The sequence below is a fragment of the Paraburkholderia sp. TE9906 genome, from assembly GCF_056279605.1.
Map to the genome: position 1 here is coordinate 39423 of NZ_JBWCCT010000005.1, position 19679 is coordinate 59101.

The window sequence follows — 19679 nt, forward strand, 5'->3', positions numbered from 1 at the left end:
AGACAGGAGCTACGATGTCCACCACCGAACACGTGCTGAACCGGAAAATGCCGGCGGCAGAGAAGCCGCAGAAGCGCAAGGCGCCTTCGTTATGGGCTGTGCGCGGCGAGATCAGCCGCTCCGCCTATCTGATGTTCGCGCTCGCGGGCCTGCTGGTGCCGTTGCTCTCGTGGTGGGCGCTGGCGTCGGCCGGGCTGGTCGCGAAGGTGTTCATGCCGGGACCGCTCGACGTCGTTCATCGGCTGTCGATCTGGTGGACCGACGACGGCCTGCTGACCGACATCGGCATCAGCATGTATCGCGTCTGCGCCGGGTGGGCGCTGTCGGCGCTCGTCGCGGTGCCGCTCGGCCTCCTGATCGGCACGTTCAAGCCGATGCAGGCGCTGCTCGAACCGCTGACCGACTTCATCCGCTATATGCCCGCAGTCGCGTTCATTCCGCTCGTGATGCTGTGGGTCGGCATCGACGAAGGCTCGAAGATCGCGATCATCTTTATCGGCACGTTCTTTCAGATGGTGCTGATGATCGCGGAGAACGTGCGGTTCGTGCCGCTTGCGCAGGTCGAAGCCGCGCAGACGATGGGCGCTTCACGTGAGGAACTGGTGCGGCTCGTGATCTTCCCGTCGGCTAAGCCCGCGGTGCTCGATACGCTGCGTATCACGATGGGCTGGGCATGGACGTATCTGGTGGTCGCCGAACTGGTGGCGGCGAACACGGGGCTCGGGTATTCGATCCTCAAAGCGCAGCGCTATCTGCAGACCGACAAGATCTTCGCGGGCATTCTGCTGATCGGGCTGATCGGTCTCGTGATCGACCAGGCGTTTCGGCTTTCACACCGCCTGCTGTTCAGCAAATGGATGGCCAAACGATGAAATCCCCCATGAAAAAGATTGTCGTCGAAGGGCTGTGCAAGCAGTTCGGGCGCGGTGCGAACGAGGTGCGGGCGCTGGCCGATATCGACCTGACCGTCCGCGAAAACGAGTTCGTCACGCTGGTCGGCGCGTCGGGTTGCGGCAAGTCGACACTGTTGCGCATTCTGGGCGGGCTGGAAACGATCGACAGCGGCTCGATACGCGTCGACGACCGCGAGATTGAAGGGCCGGGGGTCGATCGCGCGATGGTCTTTCAGAACTACAGTCTCTATGCATGGCTGACGGTCAGGCAGAACATCCGCTTTTCGCGCCTGCTGAAGGTCAACGGGCGCAACCGGACGGAGGCGGAAGTCGAGACGGCGAGCGGACGCGCCGATGCGCTGCTGCACTCGATGGGCCTCGCGCACGTCGCCGACGCGTATCCGAACCAGTTGTCGGGCGGCATGCAGCAACGCGTCGCGATTGCACGCGCGCTGATGGGCAAGCCGTCGATCCTGCTGATGGACGAGCCGTTCGGCGCGCTCGACGCGCAGACGCGTGAAGTCATGCACGACCTGATTCTGCATGTTCATGCGCTCGAAAAAACGACGCTCGTGTTCGTTACGCACGACGTCGAAGAAGCGATCTATCTCGGGCACCGGGTCGTCCTGATGGCACCACGACCCGGACGTGTCGATTCGATCTACGACGTGCCGTTGTCCGCGAGGCGCGATCCGGAGATGAAGCTGTCGCCGGAGTTCATCGCGCTCAAGCGTGAGATCCTCGCGCGGATACGGGAGACGTCCGGCATGAAAACGGACCTGGAGAGGCTGGAGCAGTTGACGCGGCAATGACGGCTCGCCATGCCCCGGTATAGCCGAAGTGCGAGTTTCGATTGTTCGGAGAAGATGGGGCTATTCGCTTTCGACGGCTTTGTCTGACTAGTTCGTCGACGCGCCGGGCTCGCCATCTTCCAGTTGCGGTTCAAGGCGCGGATCAGGATCGTTGCGCCGAACGTCGACCTGCATGTCGACTAGCGGTGTTGCGGTCATGGCGGCGGCCACCCTGTCGGAATTTGGCAGTAGCCCAGCAAATGCCGCGATACCGGTCAGGCATACCGCCACAAGAGCAACAGCGGCAACGGCAACGATTGCGTTGGTTCCAACCGACTTCGTTTCGGCTGCGTCGGAATAGCGGCATGTCATGGCTTTCTCCTCGAATGCATCGCTAAATGCAACGTCCATGCCGACGGAGAAAATTGGCCCGAACCGCCCGGAGGGCGGGGCTTTGCGCCGCTGCTGCCTGCATCGAGGGGAAGGGGGGAGGGTGAGATGTTGGGTTCGGACGAACACATTGGAGTCATGCAGGCGGCGAGACCAACACTGGCTCGGCGGCGCGAGTCCGCCCTGCTGCGAGTCCCTGTCGAGGTTCATCGGAAACGGATAACCTTCGGCGCACGACGCTATGACCGCATCAGCGTCTTCAGGTGTGATGCTCGCCATATGCCCTCGCTTCAGCAGGACCGGATATAGCGCTTCGCCCATCTTCGTGCGATTGAGCGACTCCATCGCACGTCCGTAGGCAGAGGAAATCTGCAGGAGGTTGGCCATGCGCTGAACAGAGGTTGTGCGGCTGGAGCCGGCTGCATGAAAAAGCGCGGGATTGAAGAACAGCGCGTCGCCTTTTTCGAGCGGAAGCTGGACGTCCTGCCTTGGCGAAATGGTCCGCGGCGGCGCCGGCTTCACGCTCATCCCGGCTGACGGACTCAAAGACCCGGGGCGCTTCATCGAACGGTACCGTGTCGGCATAAACGCGCCTCAACACGAGCACACCCGCGCCCACGTTCAATACGTTCGCCCACTCGGCCTGCAGGTCTGCGCGCTGCGTTGCATCACCACGGGTATCGGCAACGAATAGGTAAGTCCTCTACGCGACCTGATGCATCCTGAAAGAAGTTGGGACAGTCGAAAGAATAAAGCTGGCGAATAAGGCTGGCCGAGCTTGGCGTCATGCTGGATGCAACGAGGGCAGACCATGCGGCTTTGCTAATGCTAATATCCAACTCGGCCCGCACGCGGCTAGTGCTCGCCTCGTGTGTTTTCCGGGCGGCCCGTCGTCGGCTCTTCATGCAGTGAGATTTCGATTGAGAGCCAGCTATCTCGTTTGTCCTTCCTGCAAGAACGTTGAAGCTTGCGCAGAAAGTTTCTCTGCGCGGGCATCCTGCTCCAAAACATTTAACGAGTGAGGATTATCATGCCGTTCGTCACAACCAAAGATAACGTCGAGATTTTCTACAAAGACTGGGGTCCAAAAGACGCGCAGCCCATCGTTTTTCATCATGGCTGGCCGCTGTCCTCGGACGACTGGGATGCGCAGATGTTGTTCTTCGTTCAGAAGGGGTATCGCGTCGTCGCGCACGACCGGCGCGGTCATGGGCGTTCCAGTCAGGTCTCAGACGGCCACGACATGGACCACTACGCCGCTGACGCGTTTGCGGTTGTTGAAGCGCTCGACCTGAAGAACGCAATCCACATCGGACACTCGACTGGCGGCGGGGAGGTTGCCAGGTACGTTGCGAAACACGGCGAGCCTGCAGGAAGGGTTGCAAAGGCGGTGCTCGTCAGTGCGGTGCCCCCGCTGATGCTGAAGACCGAGACAAATCCGGAGGGCTTACCCCTTGAGGTTTTCGACGGCTTGCGTAGTGCGCTGGCGGCTAGCCGTTCGCAATTCTTCGTCGATTTGCCGACGGGCCCGTTTTATGGATTTAACCGGGAAGGCGCGACGGTGCATCAAGGCGTCATTCAGAATTGGTGGCGTCAGGGCATGATGGGCAGCGCCAAAGCTCACTACGAGGGAATCAAGGCATTCTCGGAGACGGACCAGACCGACGACTTGAAGTCGATTACAGTGCCGACGCTTGTTCTGCACGGCGAGGACGACCAGATTGTTCCTATCGCCGATGCAGCGTTGAAGTCCATCAAGTTACTTAAGAACGGTACGCTGAAGACGTATCCCGGTTTTTCGCACGGCATGCTGACAGTTAGCGCGGACGTCCTCAACGCGGACCTGCTTGCATTCGTTCAGGCGTAAACGTAGCGACCCGAGCGAGCCGGGAACAATCCCGGTTCGCTTCTTCAATCATTGCGTTATCGGGCCGCCGGGCGTCCTACGCGATTTTCTCGATTGCAATGCGATTCTTCCGACCATTAAGGTCGCCAATTGTCGATTCGGCACTCCTGTTTGCAACTGATTTTCATAAGTGGTTGATTTTCAAAGGGTGGTATCTCCGATTTGTGCCGTGACTGCGACGAAACCACTTTGGTAACTTTCTTCAATGGCGCAAAACCCGTTAATGGCGAAGTGAAGCGCTAACCGCTATCCCTGGCGAATATCAGGCGTCACACGCGGCCATATTCGCGACAGGCCAGAAGTCGTTTGCAACCCACCCACCCGCAGACAGCCCTGTTGACCCCCTCGGCCCCGGTGGTAACATTTGTTGTCATCCCTACCGGCGGCTCGTCCGATCATCGCATGCCAGACAGTTTCGACCAACTCGCTGCCCTGATCCGGGCGCGGTTCTCCGAACTGAGTCCACAGTTCCAGATGGGAGCAGGTTTTCTGCTCGATCATCCCGACGAAGTCGCGGTCTCGTCGATGCGCAAAGTGGCTGAGCGCGCCCAGGTGCAGCCGGCTTCGCTGGTGCGCCTGTCGCAGCAACTCGGTTTCCCCGGCTGGAACGAATTGCGTAATCTGTTCGTCGCGCGCGTGCGCACGCGGCCCGAGCCGCTTACGAGCCGCGCGCGTTCGCTGGTCAAATCGAAAGATGCGCTGGCGAACGATCTACTGATCGCGCAACAGCACAACCTCGATGTCACCGCCGCGCATAACGGCCGCGTGATCGTCGAAGCCGCGCGGCTGTTGCGGCGCGCGCCGCACGTGCACGTGGCGGGCTTTCGCTCCTGTTACGCGGTGGCGTTCGGGCTCGTGTACGGCTACCGGTTGTTCCGGTCATCGGTGTCGCTGCTCAACGGCGAGGCCGGCACGCTCGAAATGCAGTTGCGCACGGTCGAGCGCGACAGTGCGACCATCGTCATCAGTTTCGCGCCGTATTCGGTCGAAGCGGCGCGCGTGGCCGAGGCCGCGCTGGAAAAAGGCAGCAAGCTGATTGCGATCACCGACAGCGCGGTTTCGCCGATCGCGCTGAACGCCGACAAGGCGCTGATCTTTTCGCACGAGAGCCCGTCGTTCTTTCCGTCGCTGGTGGCGGCCACCGCGATTGCGGAATCGCTGGTCGCGCATCTACTCGCGCTCGAAGGCGCGGGCGCCGTCGAGCAGCTCGCGATCGCCGAGCAGTCCCTGCACGCGAAGGGCGCGTACGTGCCTTGAGCGTTTCCGTCTGAAACGAACCCGGACTTTTGGCGGAGCACGACCGCTTCATCTGAATCAGCATCGGTTCGTTTGACAACAAATGTTGTTTGGAAGTATAAATGCGTACCGATTGTTGAATGGGTGCGAGCCGTGGCGTCGAAACAGGGGATGGGTCTTTTTCAGGTGAGCGGGGAGCCGTATGACATCGGCTATCGGCTGGGCGAAATCGCGAGGCCGGTGTTCGCCGGGTACATGGAGCAGAGCACCGCGTGGCACGCGGTCCGGCACTGGCGCGGCGAGCCGTTCGTGCAGACGCTACGTGATGCGGCCCGCGCGCACTATCCGGCGTTGCTGGCCGAACTCGACGGCATGGCGGCGGTGCTGGACTGGCCCGCGCAAGACCTGTTTCTCTGGAACTGCCGCGGCGAACTGATCCATCACGCACCGGACGGTTGCACCACGCTGGCGGCTGTAGCGGGCGACCAGCGTTTCATCGCGCATAACGAAGACGGCGACCCCTTTCTGCGCGAGCGCTGTGCACTGGTCGAGGTCCGGCCTGCCGGCAAGCCCGGCTTCGTGAGCTTCTATTACCCTGGGTCGCTGCCCGGACACACCTTCGCTGCGAGCCGCGCTGGTATCGCGCAGGCAATCAATAATCTGCGCATTCGCGAGCCCGCTGCCGGCGTGCCCCGGATGATCCTCGCCCGAGCCGTGCTCGACGCCGGTTCGCTCGACGAAGCGTTGCACATGCTGCGCACCGTGCCGGCGGCGAGCGGTTTTCATCACACGCTCGCTTGTGCGGGCGACGCGCGGCTCTTCAGCGTCGAAGCTAGCGCGCGGCGCTGCTCAGTACAAAGCGTGTCCGGACTCGCCGGCCACGCAAATCACATGATTCATACGGGCTGCGAAGCCGAAGCGCAAATCGTCACGGATTCATCGCGTGATAGGCAATTGCGTGTCGATGCCTTGCTGCCCACGCTCGTCACGCCCGTGCAACCCGCCGCGTTGCTCGACGTGCTGCATGATCGCGCGCCATCGGGTCTGCCAATCTACCGCGACGATCCGCGCGATCCCGACGACGAAAACACGCTTGCCACTGCGCTCTTCGAGATCGGTGACGCGGGTGTGTCGATGAAAGTCTATCGGCAGGCGCACTGCGCATTCGACACCTTCATCGCTCGCGCAATTACGAGGAACTGAAAATCATGTCAACCGTCTTTCATCGTTCACCGAAGCAATCTCTGCCGGTCGCTGTCGCGGGCGACGGCATCGAAATCGTCGATTCAGCCGGCAAGCGTTATATCGACGCGTCCGGCGGCGCAGCCGTGTCCTGTCTCGGCCACAGCAATCAGCGGGTAATCGACGCAATCAAACGCCAGGCGCAACAGCTGCCGTACGCACACACGTCGTTCTTCACCACCGAGCCCGCCGAGGAGCTTGCCGACTATCTGGTGGCGCGCGCACCGGCCGGGCTCGAACATGTGTACTTCGTGTCGGGCGGGTCGGAGGCGATCGAGGCGGCGCTGAAACTGGCGCGTCAGTACTTCGTTGAGAAGGGCGAAACGCAGCGCCGCCATTTCATCGCGCGTCGCCAGAGCTATCACGGTAATACGCTGGGGGCGCTCGCGATCGGCGGCAATGCATGGCGGCGCGAGCCGTTTCTGCCGATCCTGATCGAAGCGCATCACGTGAGCCCCTGTTACGCGTACCGCGAGCAGCGCGCCGACGAAACCGAAGCGGCCTTCGCACAACGGCTCGCCGACGAACTCGAGCAGAAGATTCTCGAACTCGGCGCCGATACGGTGGCCGCGTTCGTCGCGGAAACGGTGGTGGGCGCGACCGCCGGCGCAGTGCCGCCGGTGCGCGAGTACTTCCGCAAGATTCGCGCGGTGTGCGATCGTTATGGGGTCCTGCTGATTCTCGACGAGATCATGTCGGGCATGGGCCGCACCGGTTTCCTGTACGCGTGCGAAGAGGACGGCGTCGCACCGGATCTGCTGACTATCGCGAAGGGGCTCGGCGCCGGGTATCAGCCGATCGGCGCGACGCTCGTGAGCGAGCGGATCTATCAGACGATCGTCGGCGGCTCGGGCTTCTTTCAGCATGGTCACACGTATATCGGCCACGCCACCGCGTGCGCGGCGGCGCTCGAAGTGCAGCGCGTGATCGCCGAAGATGGGCTATTGCCCAACGTGCAGGCGCGCGGCGAGCAGTTGCGCGGCCGGCTGCGCGAGCACTACGCGCAGCACGCGCATATCGGCGACGTGCGCGGGCGAGGGCTGTTCGTCGGTGTCGAACTGGTCAGGGACCGCGCGAGCAAAACGCCATTCGACGCCGGGCTGAAACTGCACGCGGCGATCCGGCGTGAAGCGTTCACGCGGGGGTTGATGGTGTATCCGATGGGCGGCACCGTCGACGGCAAGATCGGCGATCATGTGCTGCTGGCGCCGCCGTTCAGCTGCACCGAGCGCGACATCGACGAGATCGTCAGCCGGCTGGCCGACGCGATCGACGGCGCATTGTCCACCGTCTGAGCCTTTCGACTACACCGCCACCCGCGAGAACGATGATGACCGAGCGTTTGCCTCACTTCGACCAGTCCACCGCCACGCCTGAACAGAAGAGCGTGCTGGATGAAATTCTGTCCGGCCCGCGCGGCAATCTGAACGGGCCGTTTCTCGGCTGGATCCATAGCCCGGAACTCGCGCAGCAGGCGCAGCGCCTTGGCGCGTTCTGCCGCTACCGGACCGGCTTGCCGTTGCGTCTGTCGGAACTGGCGATTCTGGTGACCGCCGCACGTTGGCAGGCGCAGGCCGAGTGGTATATCCACTATCCGATCGCGCTCGAAGCAGGCGTGGCCGACGCGGACGCCGACGCGATCCGTCAAGGACGCCGCCCGGATTTCGCGGACGCCGACGACGCGCTGATTCACGACTTCGCGAGCGAGCTGTACGACACGAAGCGGGTGTCGGACGCGACCTATGTGAAGGCGGTCGACAGATTCGGGCATCAGGTGGTGATCAACCTGGTGGGCCTGCTCGGCTACTACGCGCTCGTTGCGATGACGCTGAACGTGTTCGGCATGCGGGCACTGGGGCAGGAGAGTTTGCCGTTCGCCGAGTAGGCGGCGCAGAGAGGGAGTTGGCGCGAGAGGCTTCTCACGCGACAACTTGGGTTAATCCTGCCAGCCGCGCTGGCGCCACACGCCACACAGCACACAATACGAAACGCCCCGGCTGCGAATCTCGCAACCGGGGCGTTTCTCCGCCTACCGCTACAACCTTACCTGCCGTGCCACTGCGTGACGCCACGGCCCTCGCGGCCCTGCGCCTTACTGCCCGCGATACGTCGAAAACAGACGTTGCTGCACCGAAGACGGCGCGCCGGCTGCTGACGAGCCGCCGCTCACCCCGCCGACGTCCTTCGAACCTTGTGCCGAGGCAAGCGTTGCTGCGTCACCTTGCGGCACCGTCTTCGGATACTCGGTGTCGTTCTGATACACCAGGCCCGCTTTTTGCGCTGCGACGAGTTCGCTGCGCACCTGCGCGCGCGTAACCGGACCATTGGACTGCTGGGCGGAAGAAACAGCCGGGACGATGAGAGCGGATGCAATGACCACTGCGGAAAGAAGCGATTTCATGATGACCTCCAAGATATTCGATTGTTGAGAGATCGGTTTGGAATCACCAGGCCCGATCCGTTGAAACAAGTCTATTTCTTACGAGGTCGGCAAAAAAGAGCGTTTGCCAGGAAAAATTATTACGGATTTTGATGTAATGCAGAACATGGTTTCAGCGCGCTCGACCGGTGGATCGTCACGACGCTGGCACACGTAAGCGCCTATGATGAAGTTCGGTCCACGCCCGCGCCTGCAGCGCCGCGCGACACGCCCGAAGGAAGTCTCCCAGGAGACGACCGATGCCTGAGCCGCGAAACATCCGGGCGAGACCGTCGCGGCGGGCATCATCTTCGGTCGGCAAGCGCGCGAAGCAGGGCACCCAACAGGAGAGAGCAATGAAGCGCAAGGCATCGGCAGTCTGGCAAGGCGGCCTGCAAGACGGCAAAGGCTCGATTTCCACCGACAGCGGCGTCCTCAAGGAGACCCAGTACTCGTTTTCGACGCGCTTCGCGGACGGCATCGGCACGAATCCGGAAGAGCTGATCGCGGCTGCGCATGCGGGTTGTTTCTCGATGGCGTTGTCGGCTGAACTGGGCAAGGCCGGCATCACACCCGAACGCATCGGCACCACGGCAACCGTCACGCTCGACAAGGACGGCGGCGGCTTTACGATCACCGCGGTGCATCTCGACGTGGCGGTGAAAATTCCCGGTGGCGACAAGGCCGCGTTCGAAAAGGCCACCGCGGATGCGAAGGCGGGTTGTCCGGTGTCCAAGGTGTTGAACGCGACGATCACCATGGACGCGAAGCTCGAAACCTGAGTTCTCGCGCCCGTTTCTGCCGGTTTCCGGCAGGCGCCGCGCGACGAAGCCGGTGAGCGGGCCAAGCCCGCCGCCGGCTTTTTTGCGCGCCGCCCGGCATCCCGTCTAGCTGCCCTTGCCGCTTCTTACGAAAACCCGGCCTTGATTTGTTGAACGGTTAGTCATAATATCCAGCCCATGAAGCAATCGGGCCATCTCAAGCAATCCGCGAAAAAAGGCGGCGACGTGTGTACGCGGGGCCGGCCGCGCGAGTTCGACACGGACACCGTGCTAAAGAGCGCGAGCCAGGTGTTCTGGAACCACGGCTACCATGCGACGTCGATCGACGACCTCTGTAAAGCCACGGGCCTCTTGCGCGGCAGTCTGTACGGCGTGTTCGGCGACAAGCACGGCATCATGCTCGCCGCGCTGGATCACTACGCGGAAGGTTCGGTCGCGCGGCTCGCCGAGCGGCTGAACGCGCCGGTGCCGGCCGAAGAGGCGCTGCGCAGCGCCTTACTGCATTACGCGCGGGTCGCGTGCGCGCTGACGGGCGAACGCAGTTGCTTCATCACCAACACCACCCTGGAAATGCAGCCGGGCGACGAGGAACTGCGCACCCGCGTCGCGGCGATCCAGCGCCGTATGGCGACGCTGCTGGCAGCGTCCGTGATTCGCGGCCAGGCGAGCGGCACATTCAACTCGACGCTCGATGAAAAAGCCGTCGGCGATTTTCTGCTGTGCGTGATGCAAGGTCTGCGCGTGTTGGGGCGGGTCGCCCACAAGGAAGACGCGCTCATCGGAATAGTGGACGTCGCGATGCGCGCACTCGTCTAAATTTTTTTGCCAAATTATTGAACGGTCAGTCATGAATAGAGATGCGATCAAGTCTGCTCCAGCGGCACTCGTCGGATGCGCCAGCGGCGGCACGGGCGTCGTGACGTGCCCCGGCGCGGTGGCGGCCGGCATGGCGGCGGCACCCACGGCATCGGCATCGGCATCGGCATCGGCATCGGCATCGGCATCGGCATCGGCGTCAGCTGCGGAAAAAGCCGCGCCGCGCTTCGAGCGCCAGGGCCTCGCGCTGGCCGTGCTGTTCGTCGGCGCTTTCCTTGCGCCACTCGACTACTTCATCGTCAACCTCGCGCTGCCGTCGATCCACACCGGCCTGAACGCCAGCGACGCGCAATTGCAGCTGGTGGTGTCCGCCTACGCGTCCGCGTACGCCGTACTGCTGATCACCGGCGGACGCCTCGGCGATCTGTACGGGCGCCGCCGCATGTTCATGACGGGCATGGCGGCCTTCGTGATCGCGTCGGCATTGTGCGGCTTTGCGACCAGCGGCCATATGCTGGTGATCGCGCGGATCGTGCAGGGCATCGCGGCGGCGGTGATGGCACCGCAAGTGCTCGCGACCATTCGCGCGGTCGTGCCGCTGCATCAGCAGACCAAGGTGATGAGTCTGTATGGCTTCGTATTCGGGCTGTCGTCGATCGTCGGGCAGCTAGGCGGCGGCGCGCTGATCACGTATCACCCGTTCGGGCTCGACTGGCGCATCATCTTCCTGATCAATATTCCGATCGGCATTGCGGCGTTTCTCGGCACGTGGAAGTTCGTGCCGGAGAATCAACCGGCCACGCGCACAGGCATCGACGTGAAGGGTGTCGCGCTGTTGTCCGCGGTGCTGCTGCTGATCATCTACCCGATGACGCATGGCCGCGAAGCTGGCTGGCCCGCATGGACCTTCGCGATGTTCGCGCTCGCGGTTCCCGCGTTCGCGCTGTTCGTGGCGACCGAGCGCCGCGTGGAGCGCGGCGGGGGCCATCCGCTGGTGGATCTGCAACTGTTCCGCAATCGGGCCTTCGCGCTGGGGCTCGTGCTCGCGTTCCTGTTCTACTGCAATAGCGCGTTCTTCCTCACCTACGGCATTTTCCTGCAGACAGGTTTGCATTGGACGCCGCTCGCCTCCGGCATGGCGATCATGCCGTTCGCGCTCGGCTTCGTGGTCGGGCCGCTGACGTCGCCCGCCGTGGTCAAGCGCATCGGCGGCCATGTGCTGACGCTCGGTTTTTCGATGATGACGGTCGGCTTCACGGTCACCGGCTGGTCGGCCACGCAATCGGCCACACCGGACCTGCTGTTCTATTGCGGGCTCGTATGCGCCGGCGTCGGTCACGGCTTGCTGCTGCCGTCGATCATGCGCATCGTGCTGCTCGAAGTCGTGCCGGAGAAGGCGGGGCTGGCCTCAGGCGTGGTGTCGTCGACGCTGCAGATCGGTTCGGCGTTCGGCACGGCGGCCATCAGCGGCGCGTTCTTCGGCGCGATCGGCGGCAGCGCGGCGCCCGCCGCGTACGCGCAGGCGTTTCAGATCAGCCTGGCGATCAATGCGCTGCTGATGTTCGTCTGCATCGGTTTGAGCGTGCTTCTGGTGCGCCATCAGCAACTGGCGCTATACCGTTCGGTGCAACCGGTTTGAAAATCCGCGACTGGTAATCGTTTTCAACGGGTGGTTTACCGGCATTATCGTGCACGTTTAAACAAAAACATAAATAGAAGCCGGCTTATTTACCGGTGAGTTACCCGTTCACAGGTAACTCTTATTTCCGTGAAACTGGTGCGACATTTGGCAGCGCTTTAGATATGAAGAATGCGAGGCGCATTTTCTACTGCGCCCGGGTTCGCCCGCGGTAAATGGTGCCATCGTGCGGTGCCGCATGGGGCCGGGGTTGCGGCGATGTTCAGGGATTTTCCTGGTTTCGAAGCGCGCAGGTCAGGATGGAAGGACATTTCAGCGACGCTGAAAACGGTATGTCTAAAAAGAACTTGCCGCAGTTAATTTCGATTGTTAATCTTGGCACACTTTAGAGACTTCCCTCAGTAGGTCTAATGTCGAGAATCCCGGCGCAATGACTTAATCACGCTCAACGGTTCCGTAGGGGAAACAAAATGCTAACCGCTACCATTGACGCACTCCAGACACCACCCACCGCGAGTTACGGCGTGGGCGATGTCGTGACGTTGAAGGACGGGGGTCCACGCATGACCGTGACCTATTCAGGTCCGGTCGCGCTGAATCCCGGCGACTGGCTGATCTGCGAGTGGTTCGACGAATACGGCGAACTGCGCCGCGAGATGTTCGCGCCCGCGAACGTCCGTGCCGAACCTCGCTCGATTCCGGCCGGCTCCGTGCGCTGGCAACAGATTGGCCGCGCGGCTTGAATCCAGCTGAATGAAGCACGCGGCGGCCGTCGTGCGGCCGCCTGTTCGGCTATCCACGTCCGGCCGCCATTGGCTATCCAGCCTGGCAGGCTGGGCGCATCGAAAGAATCAACTCTCTGCATCGTCTCGCACCGAGGCGCGTTTGTGCACGCGCAGCATCAGCGCTGACGAGAACGCTCGCATCCGCATGGTTTTGCGCGTCTGCAGCACTTCCCCCGCGAGGTTTTTCGGCGGGTTCGGCTGCAACGACCAGTAGAGCGCAAGCAGCCAGCCCAGCACGGTCCAGCCCAGACAGGCGTTGAACAGCGCCAGCGTCAGGGCGTCGTGACGCTTGCGCCGGTCCGCGAGAACCGCCGGCAGAAAGTACAGCGCCAGCGCGAACCCCGCGGCGATGATCTGGACGAGCATGTTGCCAGCCACGAACAACTCCGATGCGCGATGCATGCCACGATTGTCGCGCGAATGTTTCGTTTGCGCAGCGGGGTTACTCGGGAGGTGCAGCGCGGGACGCCGTGTGGTCGTCAAAGGGTTCAGCCGATCGTGCATCAGGATTATCATGGTCGTTTCGACCGAACGGAACCGCCAGGACCGCCATCATGATCTCCGACGATACGACCCAGCAGGCTCAACGCATCAATCCCGACACGCTTCGCGAATTCGTGGACCGCAAGTGGAACGACGAGATCGTCCCCGCGTTGACGGACTACATCGCGGTGCCGGCCAAGAGCCCGGCCTTCGATCCTGATTGGGCCAAACACGGTTACCTGGAACGCGTGATCACCGACGCCGCGCAATGGGCCGAGCAGCAGCCGGTGCGCGGTCTGAAGCTCGAAGTCATCCGCCTGCCCGGGCGCACGCCGGTCATTTTCTTCGAATCCGCCGCGACCCGCTCGGGCAGCGAAGAAACCATCGTGCTGTACGGCCACCTCGACAAGCAGCCCGAGTTCGACGGCTGGCGCAACGACCTCGGCCCCTGGACGCCGAAGTTCGAGAACGGCAAGCTCTACGGCCGTGGCGGCGCCGACGACGGCTACGCGATCTACGCGAGCATCACGGCGCTCGCCGCTCTCGACGCGCAAGGCATCGAGCGTCCGCGTTGCGTCGGTCTGATCGAAACCTGCGAGGAATCGGGCAGCTACGATCTGCTGCCGTACGTCGACGCGCTGCGCGAGCGGCTCGGCAAGGTCGGCCTCGTCGTGTGCCTGGACTCGGGCGCGGGCAATTACGATCAACTGTGGCTCACTACGTCGCTGCGAGGCCTTGTCGCCGGTGACCTCGAAGTGCAGGTGCTCGACGAAGGCATTCACTCGGGCGGTTACGGCGGCATCGCGCCGTCGAGCTTTCGCATCATGCGGCAACTGTTCGACCGGCTCGAAGATGCCGCCAACGGCACGCTGCTGCCGAAGGGTTTCCATAGTCCGATCCCTGCGGACCGTCTGCGTGAAGCGGAAGCCACCGCGCAAATTCTCGGCGACGATGTCTGGAAGAAACTGCCGTGGGCCTGCGGCCAGGACGGCCGCCAGGTGCTGCCCACCACTACCGATCCGCAAGAGGCCTTGCTCAATTCGACGTGGCGCCCTTCGCTGTCGGTGACGGGCGCGGCCGGCTTGCCCGCGCTCGCCGACGCGGGCAATGTGCTGCGTCCGCGCACCGCGTTCAAGCTGTCGCTGCGTCTGCCGCCGCTGATCGAAGCGGAAAAGGCCGTCGCCGAATTGAAGGCGCTGCTTGAACTCGATCCGCCGTACAACGCGAAAGTGACGTTCAAACCCGACGCCGGTGCGGCGAGTGGCTGGAACGCGCCGGACCTCGCGCCGTGGCTGGCCACGGCGCTCAACGACGCGTCGCGCCGGCACTACGGCGCGGACGTCGCGTACATGGGGCAGGGCGGCACCATTCCGCTGATGAACGTGCTGAAGGCGGGTTTCCCCAAGTCGCAGTTCATGGTGTGCGGCGTGCTCGGGCCGAAGTCGAACGCGCATGGCCCGAACGAGTTCCTGCACGTGCCGTACGGCAAGAAGCTCACGGCCGCGGTGGCGGAAGTGATTGCCGCTGCGCCCTGAGCGCGGTCCGGCCGCTTGCTCGACTCGTCGAAAGAGAGTGAGCGGCATCCCATCGCTTGCGATTTTCCTGAACCGACTCATTGATGACCGATAACCAGACTTCCCGTCCCGCCACCCTCCGGATTCCGGCCGATCAATTGCATGCCTACGTGACGGCGATCTGGGTGCAGGCGGGCAGCACGCCGCGCGAAGCGGCGCTCGTCGCGGATCATCTGGTGGCGGCGAATCTGACCGGACACGACTCGCATGGCGTCGGCATGATCCCGCGCTATGTCGCGTCGCTCGCCGACGCGCAACTGCAACTGAACCTGCATGCCGAAGTGGTGAAGGATGCGGGCGCGGTGCTGACCGTCGAAGGCGGCAAGGGCTTCGGCCAGGTGGTTGCGTTCGAGGCGATGGAGTGGGGCATCGAACGCGCCAAACGTCTCGGCATCTGCGCTATCGGCTTGCGCGGCGCGCATCACATCGGCCGCATCGGTCATTGGGCCGAACAGTGCGCGCGCGCCGGGCTCGTGTCGTTCCACTTCGTCAACGTCGCGGGCGATCCGCTCGTCGCGCCGTTCGGCGGCGCGGACCGGCGCATCGGCACGAATCCGTTCTGCGCGGCTTATCCGCGGCCCGGCAAGCCGCCGCTCGTGCTCGACTTCGCGACGAGCACGGTGGCCTACGGCAAGACGCGCGTCGCGTACAACCAGGGCAAGCATGTGCCGCCCGGCGCGTTGATCGATCACGCAGGGTTTCCCACGCTCGAACCGAAGGTCATGCACGAAGAACCGTTCGGCTCGCTGACGCCGTTCGGCGGTCACAAGGGCTTTGGGCTCGCGGCGATGTGCGAGATTTTCGGCGGCGCGCTGTCAGGCGGCTTCACGACGCACACGGAAACGCTCGGCACGACCAACGCGATCATCAACTGCATGCTGTCGGTGATCATCGATCCCGCCGCCTTCGACGCCCCCGACGCGCAAGCCGAAGCCGATGCGTTCATCGAGTGGGTGAAGGCCTCGCCGCTGGCGGCGGGCACCGATCGTATCTACGAACCTGGCGAGCCCGAGCGCGTGACACGCGCACAACGCGAAGCCGAAGGCATCCCGGTCGACCCCGCCACGTGGACGCAGATTTACGAGGCGGCGCTGGCGGTCGGCATGAGCGAAGAAAAGGCGGGGCGCTGGTCTACCTGCTTGCGGTAAAGGGGAGGCGGCATGCGCCGACCCGGCATCGTGCGCATGAGGCGGTTGTGGCTCATTGCAGCGGCTCTCTATCCCTGCCGTTCATGTTTGAATATGCATATTGGCTATAGAAACCGACATGCAAAAAATAATAAAGAGCAAACATGACAGAGCTTTAATATCGATTGCATTTTCCCATCGACCCGTATTTATTTTTATTCACCTGACTCAGCAAAAAATGCCGATTTGTTTGCTCGCTAATTAACTGGCGTAGCACGCCGTTTTCCACAGTTTTTTTGCCCATTTACGGTGCGCAAGCGTTTGCGCCTGCCGGTATTTCACAATCGCGCTTTCCAGCCGTCGAGTCGCTGCCGGCGCGGCTTCTACGCCGGTTTGCGTTCATCTGTTAGTTACCCCGCTCCCATCCGATTCCGGTCTGTTTTAGGCTCGCATTGCAATGCCCGTGTTTAACCCTAAAGGACCGATCAAAATGAATCTGCATAACCACCACGCCTGTCGTCCGTTCCTCGAAGCGGGCAATCTTTCGCAAATCTCCGCTTACTACGAAGAAGGCCGCAACGTCATGTGGATGATGCTGCGCGCCCAACCGCGTCCCTGTTTCAATCTCGATCTGGTGCACGATATTCTGGGGCTCGCGCAGGAGGCGCGAGACTCCGGTTTGCCGATCGATTTCTGGGTCACCGGTTCGTTGATTCCGACCATGTACAACGTCGGCGGCGATCTCGACTTCTTCGCCGAGACGATTCGCGCCGGCAAGCGCCAGGCGCTGATGGCCTATGCGCGGTCCTGCGTCGATTGCGTGCATGCGGCGGCGAGAGGTTTCGATACCGGGGCGATTTCGATTGCGATGGTGGAGGGCTCGGCGCTCGGCGGGGGCTTCGAGGCCGCGCTGGCGCATCATTTCCTGCTTGCGCAGAAAGACGCGCGCATGGGCTTTCCGGAGATCGCATTCAATCTGTTCCCGGGCATGGGCGGTTATTCGCTGGTCGCGCGCAAGGCAGGTATGCGTCTCGCCGAGGAACTGATCGGCGTCGGCGAATCCCATACGGCGGAATGGCACTTCGGCAAGGGCCTGGTCGACCAGTTGTTCGAGCCGGGTGAAGCCTATCTGGCCACGCGCACCTTCATCGACACCTTGAAGCCGAAGATGAACGGCATCCGCGCGATGCTGCGGACGCGTCAGCGCGTGCTGCAACTCTCGCGTGCCGAGCTGATGGAAATTACCGAGGATTGGGTCAACGCCGCCTTCACGATCGACGAGAAGGACCTCGCGTTCATGGAGCGGCTGGTGATGCTGCAGAACCGCCGCCGTACGTCGAATCTCCGTCAGGCGGCGCCGAGCGCGGCCGATTTCGCCTGAACCGACCCGGCTCGTCATTGCGTCGAGCCGACGCGGAAGCTCAGGCGATCAGTCTGAGTTTCTGCCTGTCCTGCAACCAGCGTTCGAATTCGGCGGCGGGCATGGCCTGCCCATACAGGAAGCCCTGCACGTAATCGACGCCGAGCCCCTTCATGAACATCTCTTCGGATTCGGTCTCGATGCCTTCGGCGACCACCTTGAAGTCCAGCTCCTGCGCGACCGCCACCATCGAGCGCACCAGCGCCTGCGCTTTGGTGTCGGCATTGATCGAGCGCACGAAGCTGCGGTCGAGCTTGATGACGTCGAGCGGAATGCGGCCCAGTTGCGACAGCGACGAATAGCCGGTGCCGAAGTCGTCCAGATGCACCTGCGCGCCGAGCTGGCGGAACTGCTTGATCAGATCGATCGCGGCCGCTTCGTCCTCGATCAGGCAGCTCTCGGTGAGTTCGAGGTCGATCAGGCAGGGATCGAGATTCGCATGCTGCAACGCCTCGGTGAAATGCCGGACGACGGCGGTGTCGACCAGTTGCCGCGCCGACACGTTGATCGCGATGCGCAGGTTGTAGCCAGCCGCTTTCCAGCGGGCGGCCTGCTTCGCGGCGGTTTCCATGACCCAGCGACCCAGCACGCCGATCAGCCCGGACTCTTCAGCATAACGGATGAATTCAGCGGGCATGATCTGCCCGCGCTCCGGCGAATTCCAGCGCACCAGTGCCTCGGCGCCCTGCACGGTGCCGGTGGCGAGCGACAGCTTGGGCTGGTAATGCAGCGTCAGCTGGCCTTCATCGAGTCCGCGCCGCAGGTTGGTGTCGAGCCACATGTACTCGGCGACCCGGCGGTTCATGTCCGCCGAAAACACGCGGTGGGTGCGCTTGCCTTCGTCCTTGGCGACGTACATGGCGGTGTCGGCCGAACGGATCAGCGACTCGAGACTGTCGCCGTGTTCCGGATAGCGCGCGATGCCGATCGAGCAGCCGGTGTACACCTCGACGAGCCCGACCGCGAACGGTGTGCGCATGCGTTCGAGAATGCGTTGCGCAGTGGCTTCGAGCCCGTGCGCGGTGCCTTTGGCGGCGAGCACGATGAATTCGTCGCCGCCCAGGCGCGCGAGCGCGTCGCCTTCGTTCAGGCAGGTGCTGATGGCCGCCGATACGTCGCTGATCAGGCGGTCGCCGAACACGTGGCCATAGTGATCGTTGACCTTCTTGAAGTTGTCGAGATCGAGGAACAGCACGCCGACCGCTTCGTTCGGGCCGGCTTCTTCGATGGCCGCGCGGATCTTGTCCTGGATCGCGTTGCGATTGGCCAGGCCGGTGAGCGAGTCGGTATTGGCGAGTTCGGTGAGCCGGTCCTGCGCGAGCCGTTGCTCGGTGATATCCGTGCCGGAGCAGATCAGGAACTGTTCTTCGACGCCGCTGCCGCTCTGGACGAATTTATTGCGGAACAGAAACAGCCGTTCGCCATGCACCGTTTTAATGCGCCGTTCGACTTCGTACGACACGCCGCGATTGAAGAAGCCCGCGATGTTCTGACTGGACGCCACGCCGTCTTCGGACGACATGAACAGCGCCCACACGTTACGGCCGATGATGTTCTCTTCCTTGACCCCGGTGAGTTCTTCGGCGAGCCGGTTAAAGCGCTGTATCCGGCCGTGCCGGTCGACGATGACCACGACCGAATTGACTTCGGAGACCACCTGCTCGGCGAATGAGAGGCTGTGAACCAGGTCGCGGGCGACGGATTCGGTGTCGTCGTAGGCCGAGGCGGTGCCGCCCCACGTGTTGCCGCTGAGCTTTTTCCCGACGAGATGCAGGCGCAACGGTTCGCCGAACATGCGCACGTCGACGACAATGTGCGAGGTTGCGCCGGTGAGGCAGCGGATTTGCGACGCCTGTTGAGGATTCAGCGCAATGGCGACGTTCGCAGGCGCATCGCCGTTGACGGGCGTGAGTTCGAGTGCGTTGCTGTCGGTCGACAGACGCCAGCAAGGGCTGCTTGTGCCGAACTGGGCATAAAGCACCTGGTCGTGTTGGTCGTCGTTCATGAGATCCCCGGGCGATGTCTGCCGGTTGTCCCCGTCAAGGCGCGAGGGGGCAGACAGTCTTTAACGTGCTTAAGACTGGCCACATTGTAGCGAAGCGGTGGAATTCGGGCTTATAAACATTAACGGTCGGGTGATCGTGTGCTTTAAGTTTGCTTTGGCGTGACTGGGGGC

18 protein-coding genes are annotated in these 19679 nt (G+C 62.7%); 14 read left to right on the forward strand and 4 right to left on the reverse strand.

Translation table 11 applies throughout. From position 1 onward, the window contains the following. Positions 1-14 precede the first annotated feature (14 nt). Both ACZ9H4_RS14285 and ACZ9H4_RS14290 read left to right on the forward strand, forming a co-directional pair. Positions 15-872, forward strand: a complete 858-nt coding sequence (locus ACZ9H4_RS14285) for an ABC transporter permease (protein ID WP_408144834.1) — start codon at positions 15-17, stop codon at positions 870-872. An 8-nt stretch (positions 873-880) separates the two neighbouring features. After that, positions 881-1705, forward strand: coding sequence for an ABC transporter ATP-binding protein (locus ACZ9H4_RS14290; RefSeq protein ID WP_408144836.1), 825 nt, complete (start codon positions 881-883; stop codon positions 1703-1705). Positions 1706-1792: 87 nt separating this feature from the next. Here ACZ9H4_RS14290 and ACZ9H4_RS14295 read toward each other — a convergent pair whose 3' ends face one another. Then, on the reverse strand, positions 1793-2602 hold the full coding sequence (locus ACZ9H4_RS14295) for a phytanoyl-CoA dioxygenase family protein (protein WP_476119309.1): 810 nt from the start codon (positions 2600-2602) through the stop codon (positions 1793-1795). A 502-nt stretch (positions 2603-3104) separates the two neighbouring features. On the opposite strand from ACZ9H4_RS14295, the gene ACZ9H4_RS14300 reads away from it, so the two are divergent. From ACZ9H4_RS14300 to ACZ9H4_RS14320, 5 genes are all read left to right on the forward strand, one after another. After that, complete coding sequence (locus ACZ9H4_RS14300; RefSeq protein WP_408144840.1) at positions 3105-3941, forward strand: alpha/beta fold hydrolase; 837 nt, start codon at positions 3105-3107, stop codon at positions 3939-3941. A gap of 441 nt (positions 3942-4382) precedes the next feature. Next, positions 4383-5237 carry a MurR/RpiR family transcriptional regulator gene (locus ACZ9H4_RS14305; RefSeq protein ID WP_408144842.1) on the forward strand — a complete coding sequence of 285 codons (855 nt, stop codon included), beginning with the start codon at positions 4383-4385 and terminating at the stop codon, positions 5235-5237. A gap of 150 nt (positions 5238-5387) precedes the next feature. Then, positions 5388-6419: a C45 family autoproteolytic acyltransferase/hydolase gene (locus ACZ9H4_RS14310; RefSeq protein WP_476119310.1), complete on the forward strand. Its 1032-nt coding sequence runs from the start codon at positions 5388-5390 to the stop codon at positions 6417-6419. A 5-nt stretch (positions 6420-6424) separates the two neighbouring features. Next, the gene (locus tag ACZ9H4_RS14315; protein WP_476119311.1) at positions 6425-7753 is read left to right on the forward strand and encodes an aspartate aminotransferase family protein; all 1329 of its coding nucleotides are present in this window, start codon (positions 6425-6427) and stop codon (positions 7751-7753) included. 35 nt (positions 7754-7788) lie between these two features. Next, positions 7789-8343: a carboxymuconolactone decarboxylase family protein gene (locus ACZ9H4_RS14320; RefSeq protein ID WP_408153321.1), complete on the forward strand. Its 555-nt coding sequence runs from the start codon at positions 7789-7791 to the stop codon at positions 8341-8343. A gap of 207 nt (positions 8344-8550) precedes the next feature. Here ACZ9H4_RS14320 and ACZ9H4_RS14325 read toward each other — a convergent pair whose 3' ends face one another. Beyond that, positions 8551-8859: a DUF4148 domain-containing protein gene (locus ACZ9H4_RS14325; protein ID WP_476119312.1), complete on the reverse strand. Its 309-nt coding sequence runs from the start codon at positions 8857-8859 to the stop codon at positions 8551-8553. A 374-nt stretch (positions 8860-9233) separates the two neighbouring features. Here ACZ9H4_RS14325 and ACZ9H4_RS14330 point away from each other — a divergent pair, with 374 nt between their 5' ends. The 4 genes from ACZ9H4_RS14330 (at position 9234) to ACZ9H4_RS14345 (ending at position 12857) form a co-directional block, all read left to right on the forward strand. Further along, a complete protein-coding gene (locus ACZ9H4_RS14330) occupies positions 9234-9659 on the forward strand; it encodes an OsmC family protein (protein ID WP_028194665.1) in 426 nt (141 codons plus the stop codon). 177 nt (positions 9660-9836) lie between these two features. Beyond that, entirely contained in the window at positions 9837-10475 is a 639-nt protein-coding gene (locus ACZ9H4_RS14335) for a TetR/AcrR family transcriptional regulator (RefSeq protein WP_476119313.1), read from the forward strand. Positions 10476-10506: 31 nt separating this feature from the next. Continuing rightward, positions 10507-12114, forward strand: coding sequence for an MFS transporter (locus ACZ9H4_RS14340; protein WP_476119314.1), 1608 nt, complete (start codon positions 10507-10509; stop codon positions 12112-12114). 470 nt (positions 12115-12584) lie between these two features. Continuing rightward, the gene (locus ACZ9H4_RS14345; protein WP_408328673.1) at positions 12585-12857 is read left to right on the forward strand and encodes a YodC family protein; all 273 of its coding nucleotides are present in this window, start codon (positions 12585-12587) and stop codon (positions 12855-12857) included. Positions 12858-12965: 108 nt separating this feature from the next. Here ACZ9H4_RS14345 and ACZ9H4_RS14350 read toward each other — a convergent pair whose 3' ends face one another. Then, positions 12966-13277, reverse strand: coding sequence for a superinfection immunity protein (locus ACZ9H4_RS14350; protein ID WP_408144860.1), 312 nt, complete (start codon positions 13275-13277; stop codon positions 12966-12968). 176 nt (positions 13278-13453) lie between these two features. Here ACZ9H4_RS14350 and ACZ9H4_RS14355 point away from each other — a divergent pair, with 176 nt between their 5' ends. The 3 genes from ACZ9H4_RS14355 (at position 13454) to ACZ9H4_RS14365 (ending at position 17464) form a co-directional block, all read left to right on the forward strand. Further along, positions 13454-14917 (forward strand): M20 family metallopeptidase, encoded by a 1464-nt coding sequence (locus tag ACZ9H4_RS14355; RefSeq protein WP_408144862.1) that lies wholly within the window; start codon positions 13454-13456, stop codon positions 14915-14917. Positions 14918-15000: 83 nt separating this feature from the next. Beyond that, positions 15001-16104: a malate/lactate/ureidoglycolate dehydrogenase gene (locus tag ACZ9H4_RS14360; RefSeq protein ID WP_476119315.1), complete on the forward strand. Its 1104-nt coding sequence runs from the start codon at positions 15001-15003 to the stop codon at positions 16102-16104. Between the two features lie 469 nt (positions 16105-16573). Next, positions 16574-17464: a crotonase/enoyl-CoA hydratase family protein gene (locus ACZ9H4_RS14365; protein ID WP_408328675.1), complete on the forward strand. Its 891-nt coding sequence runs from the start codon at positions 16574-16576 to the stop codon at positions 17462-17464. A gap of 40 nt (positions 17465-17504) precedes the next feature. Here ACZ9H4_RS14365 and pdeR read toward each other — a convergent pair whose 3' ends face one another. Then, a complete protein-coding gene (pdeR, locus tag ACZ9H4_RS14370; RefSeq protein ID WP_408153210.1) occupies positions 17505-19508 on the reverse strand; it encodes a cyclic di-GMP phosphodiesterase in 2004 nt (667 codons plus the stop codon). Positions 19509-19679 lie beyond the last annotated feature (171 nt).

What these genes read in the sequence shown, in the direction of transcription:
- ACZ9H4_RS14285 (WP_408144834.1), top strand. Translation starts at nt 15, where the DNA reads ATGTCCACCACCGAACACGTGCTGAACCGGAAAATGCCGGCGGCAGAG.
- ACZ9H4_RS14290 (WP_408144836.1), top strand. Translation starts at nt 881, where the DNA reads ATGAAAAAGATTGTCGTCGAAGGGCTGTGCAAGCAGTTCGGGCGCGGT.
- ACZ9H4_RS14295 (WP_476119309.1), bottom strand. Translation starts at nt 2,602, where the DNA reads ATGAGCGTGAAGCCGGCGCCGCCGCGGACCATTTCGCCAAGGCAGGAC.
- ACZ9H4_RS14300 (WP_408144840.1), top strand. Translation starts at nt 3,105, where the DNA reads ATGCCGTTCGTCACAACCAAAGATAACGTCGAGATTTTCTACAAAGAC.
- ACZ9H4_RS14305 (WP_408144842.1), top strand. Translation starts at nt 4,383, where the DNA reads ATGCCAGACAGTTTCGACCAACTCGCTGCCCTGATCCGGGCGCGGTTC.
- ACZ9H4_RS14310 (WP_476119310.1), top strand. Translation starts at nt 5,388, where the DNA reads ATGGGTCTTTTTCAGGTGAGCGGGGAGCCGTATGACATCGGCTATCGG.
- ACZ9H4_RS14315 (WP_476119311.1), top strand. Translation starts at nt 6,425, where the DNA reads ATGTCAACCGTCTTTCATCGTTCACCGAAGCAATCTCTGCCGGTCGCT.
- ACZ9H4_RS14320 (WP_408153321.1), top strand. Translation starts at nt 7,789, where the DNA reads ATGACCGAGCGTTTGCCTCACTTCGACCAGTCCACCGCCACGCCTGAA.
- ACZ9H4_RS14325 (WP_476119312.1), bottom strand. Translation starts at nt 8,859, where the DNA reads ATGAAATCGCTTCTTTCCGCAGTGGTCATTGCATCCGCTCTCATCGTC.
- ACZ9H4_RS14330 (WP_028194665.1), top strand. Translation starts at nt 9,234, where the DNA reads ATGAAGCGCAAGGCATCGGCAGTCTGGCAAGGCGGCCTGCAAGACGGC.
- ACZ9H4_RS14335 (WP_476119313.1), top strand. Translation starts at nt 9,837, where the DNA reads ATGAAGCAATCGGGCCATCTCAAGCAATCCGCGAAAAAAGGCGGCGAC.
- ACZ9H4_RS14340 (WP_476119314.1), top strand. Translation starts at nt 10,507, where the DNA reads ATGAATAGAGATGCGATCAAGTCTGCTCCAGCGGCACTCGTCGGATGC.
- ACZ9H4_RS14345 (WP_408328673.1), top strand. Translation starts at nt 12,585, where the DNA reads ATGCTAACCGCTACCATTGACGCACTCCAGACACCACCCACCGCGAGT.
- ACZ9H4_RS14355 (WP_408144862.1), top strand. Translation starts at nt 13,454, where the DNA reads ATGATCTCCGACGATACGACCCAGCAGGCTCAACGCATCAATCCCGAC.
- ACZ9H4_RS14360 (WP_476119315.1), top strand. Translation starts at nt 15,001, where the DNA reads ATGACCGATAACCAGACTTCCCGTCCCGCCACCCTCCGGATTCCGGCC.
- ACZ9H4_RS14365 (WP_408328675.1), top strand. Translation starts at nt 16,574, where the DNA reads ATGAATCTGCATAACCACCACGCCTGTCGTCCGTTCCTCGAAGCGGGC.
- pdeR (WP_408153210.1), bottom strand. Translation starts at nt 19,508, where the DNA reads ATGAACGACGACCAACACGACCAGGTGCTTTATGCCCAGTTCGGCACA.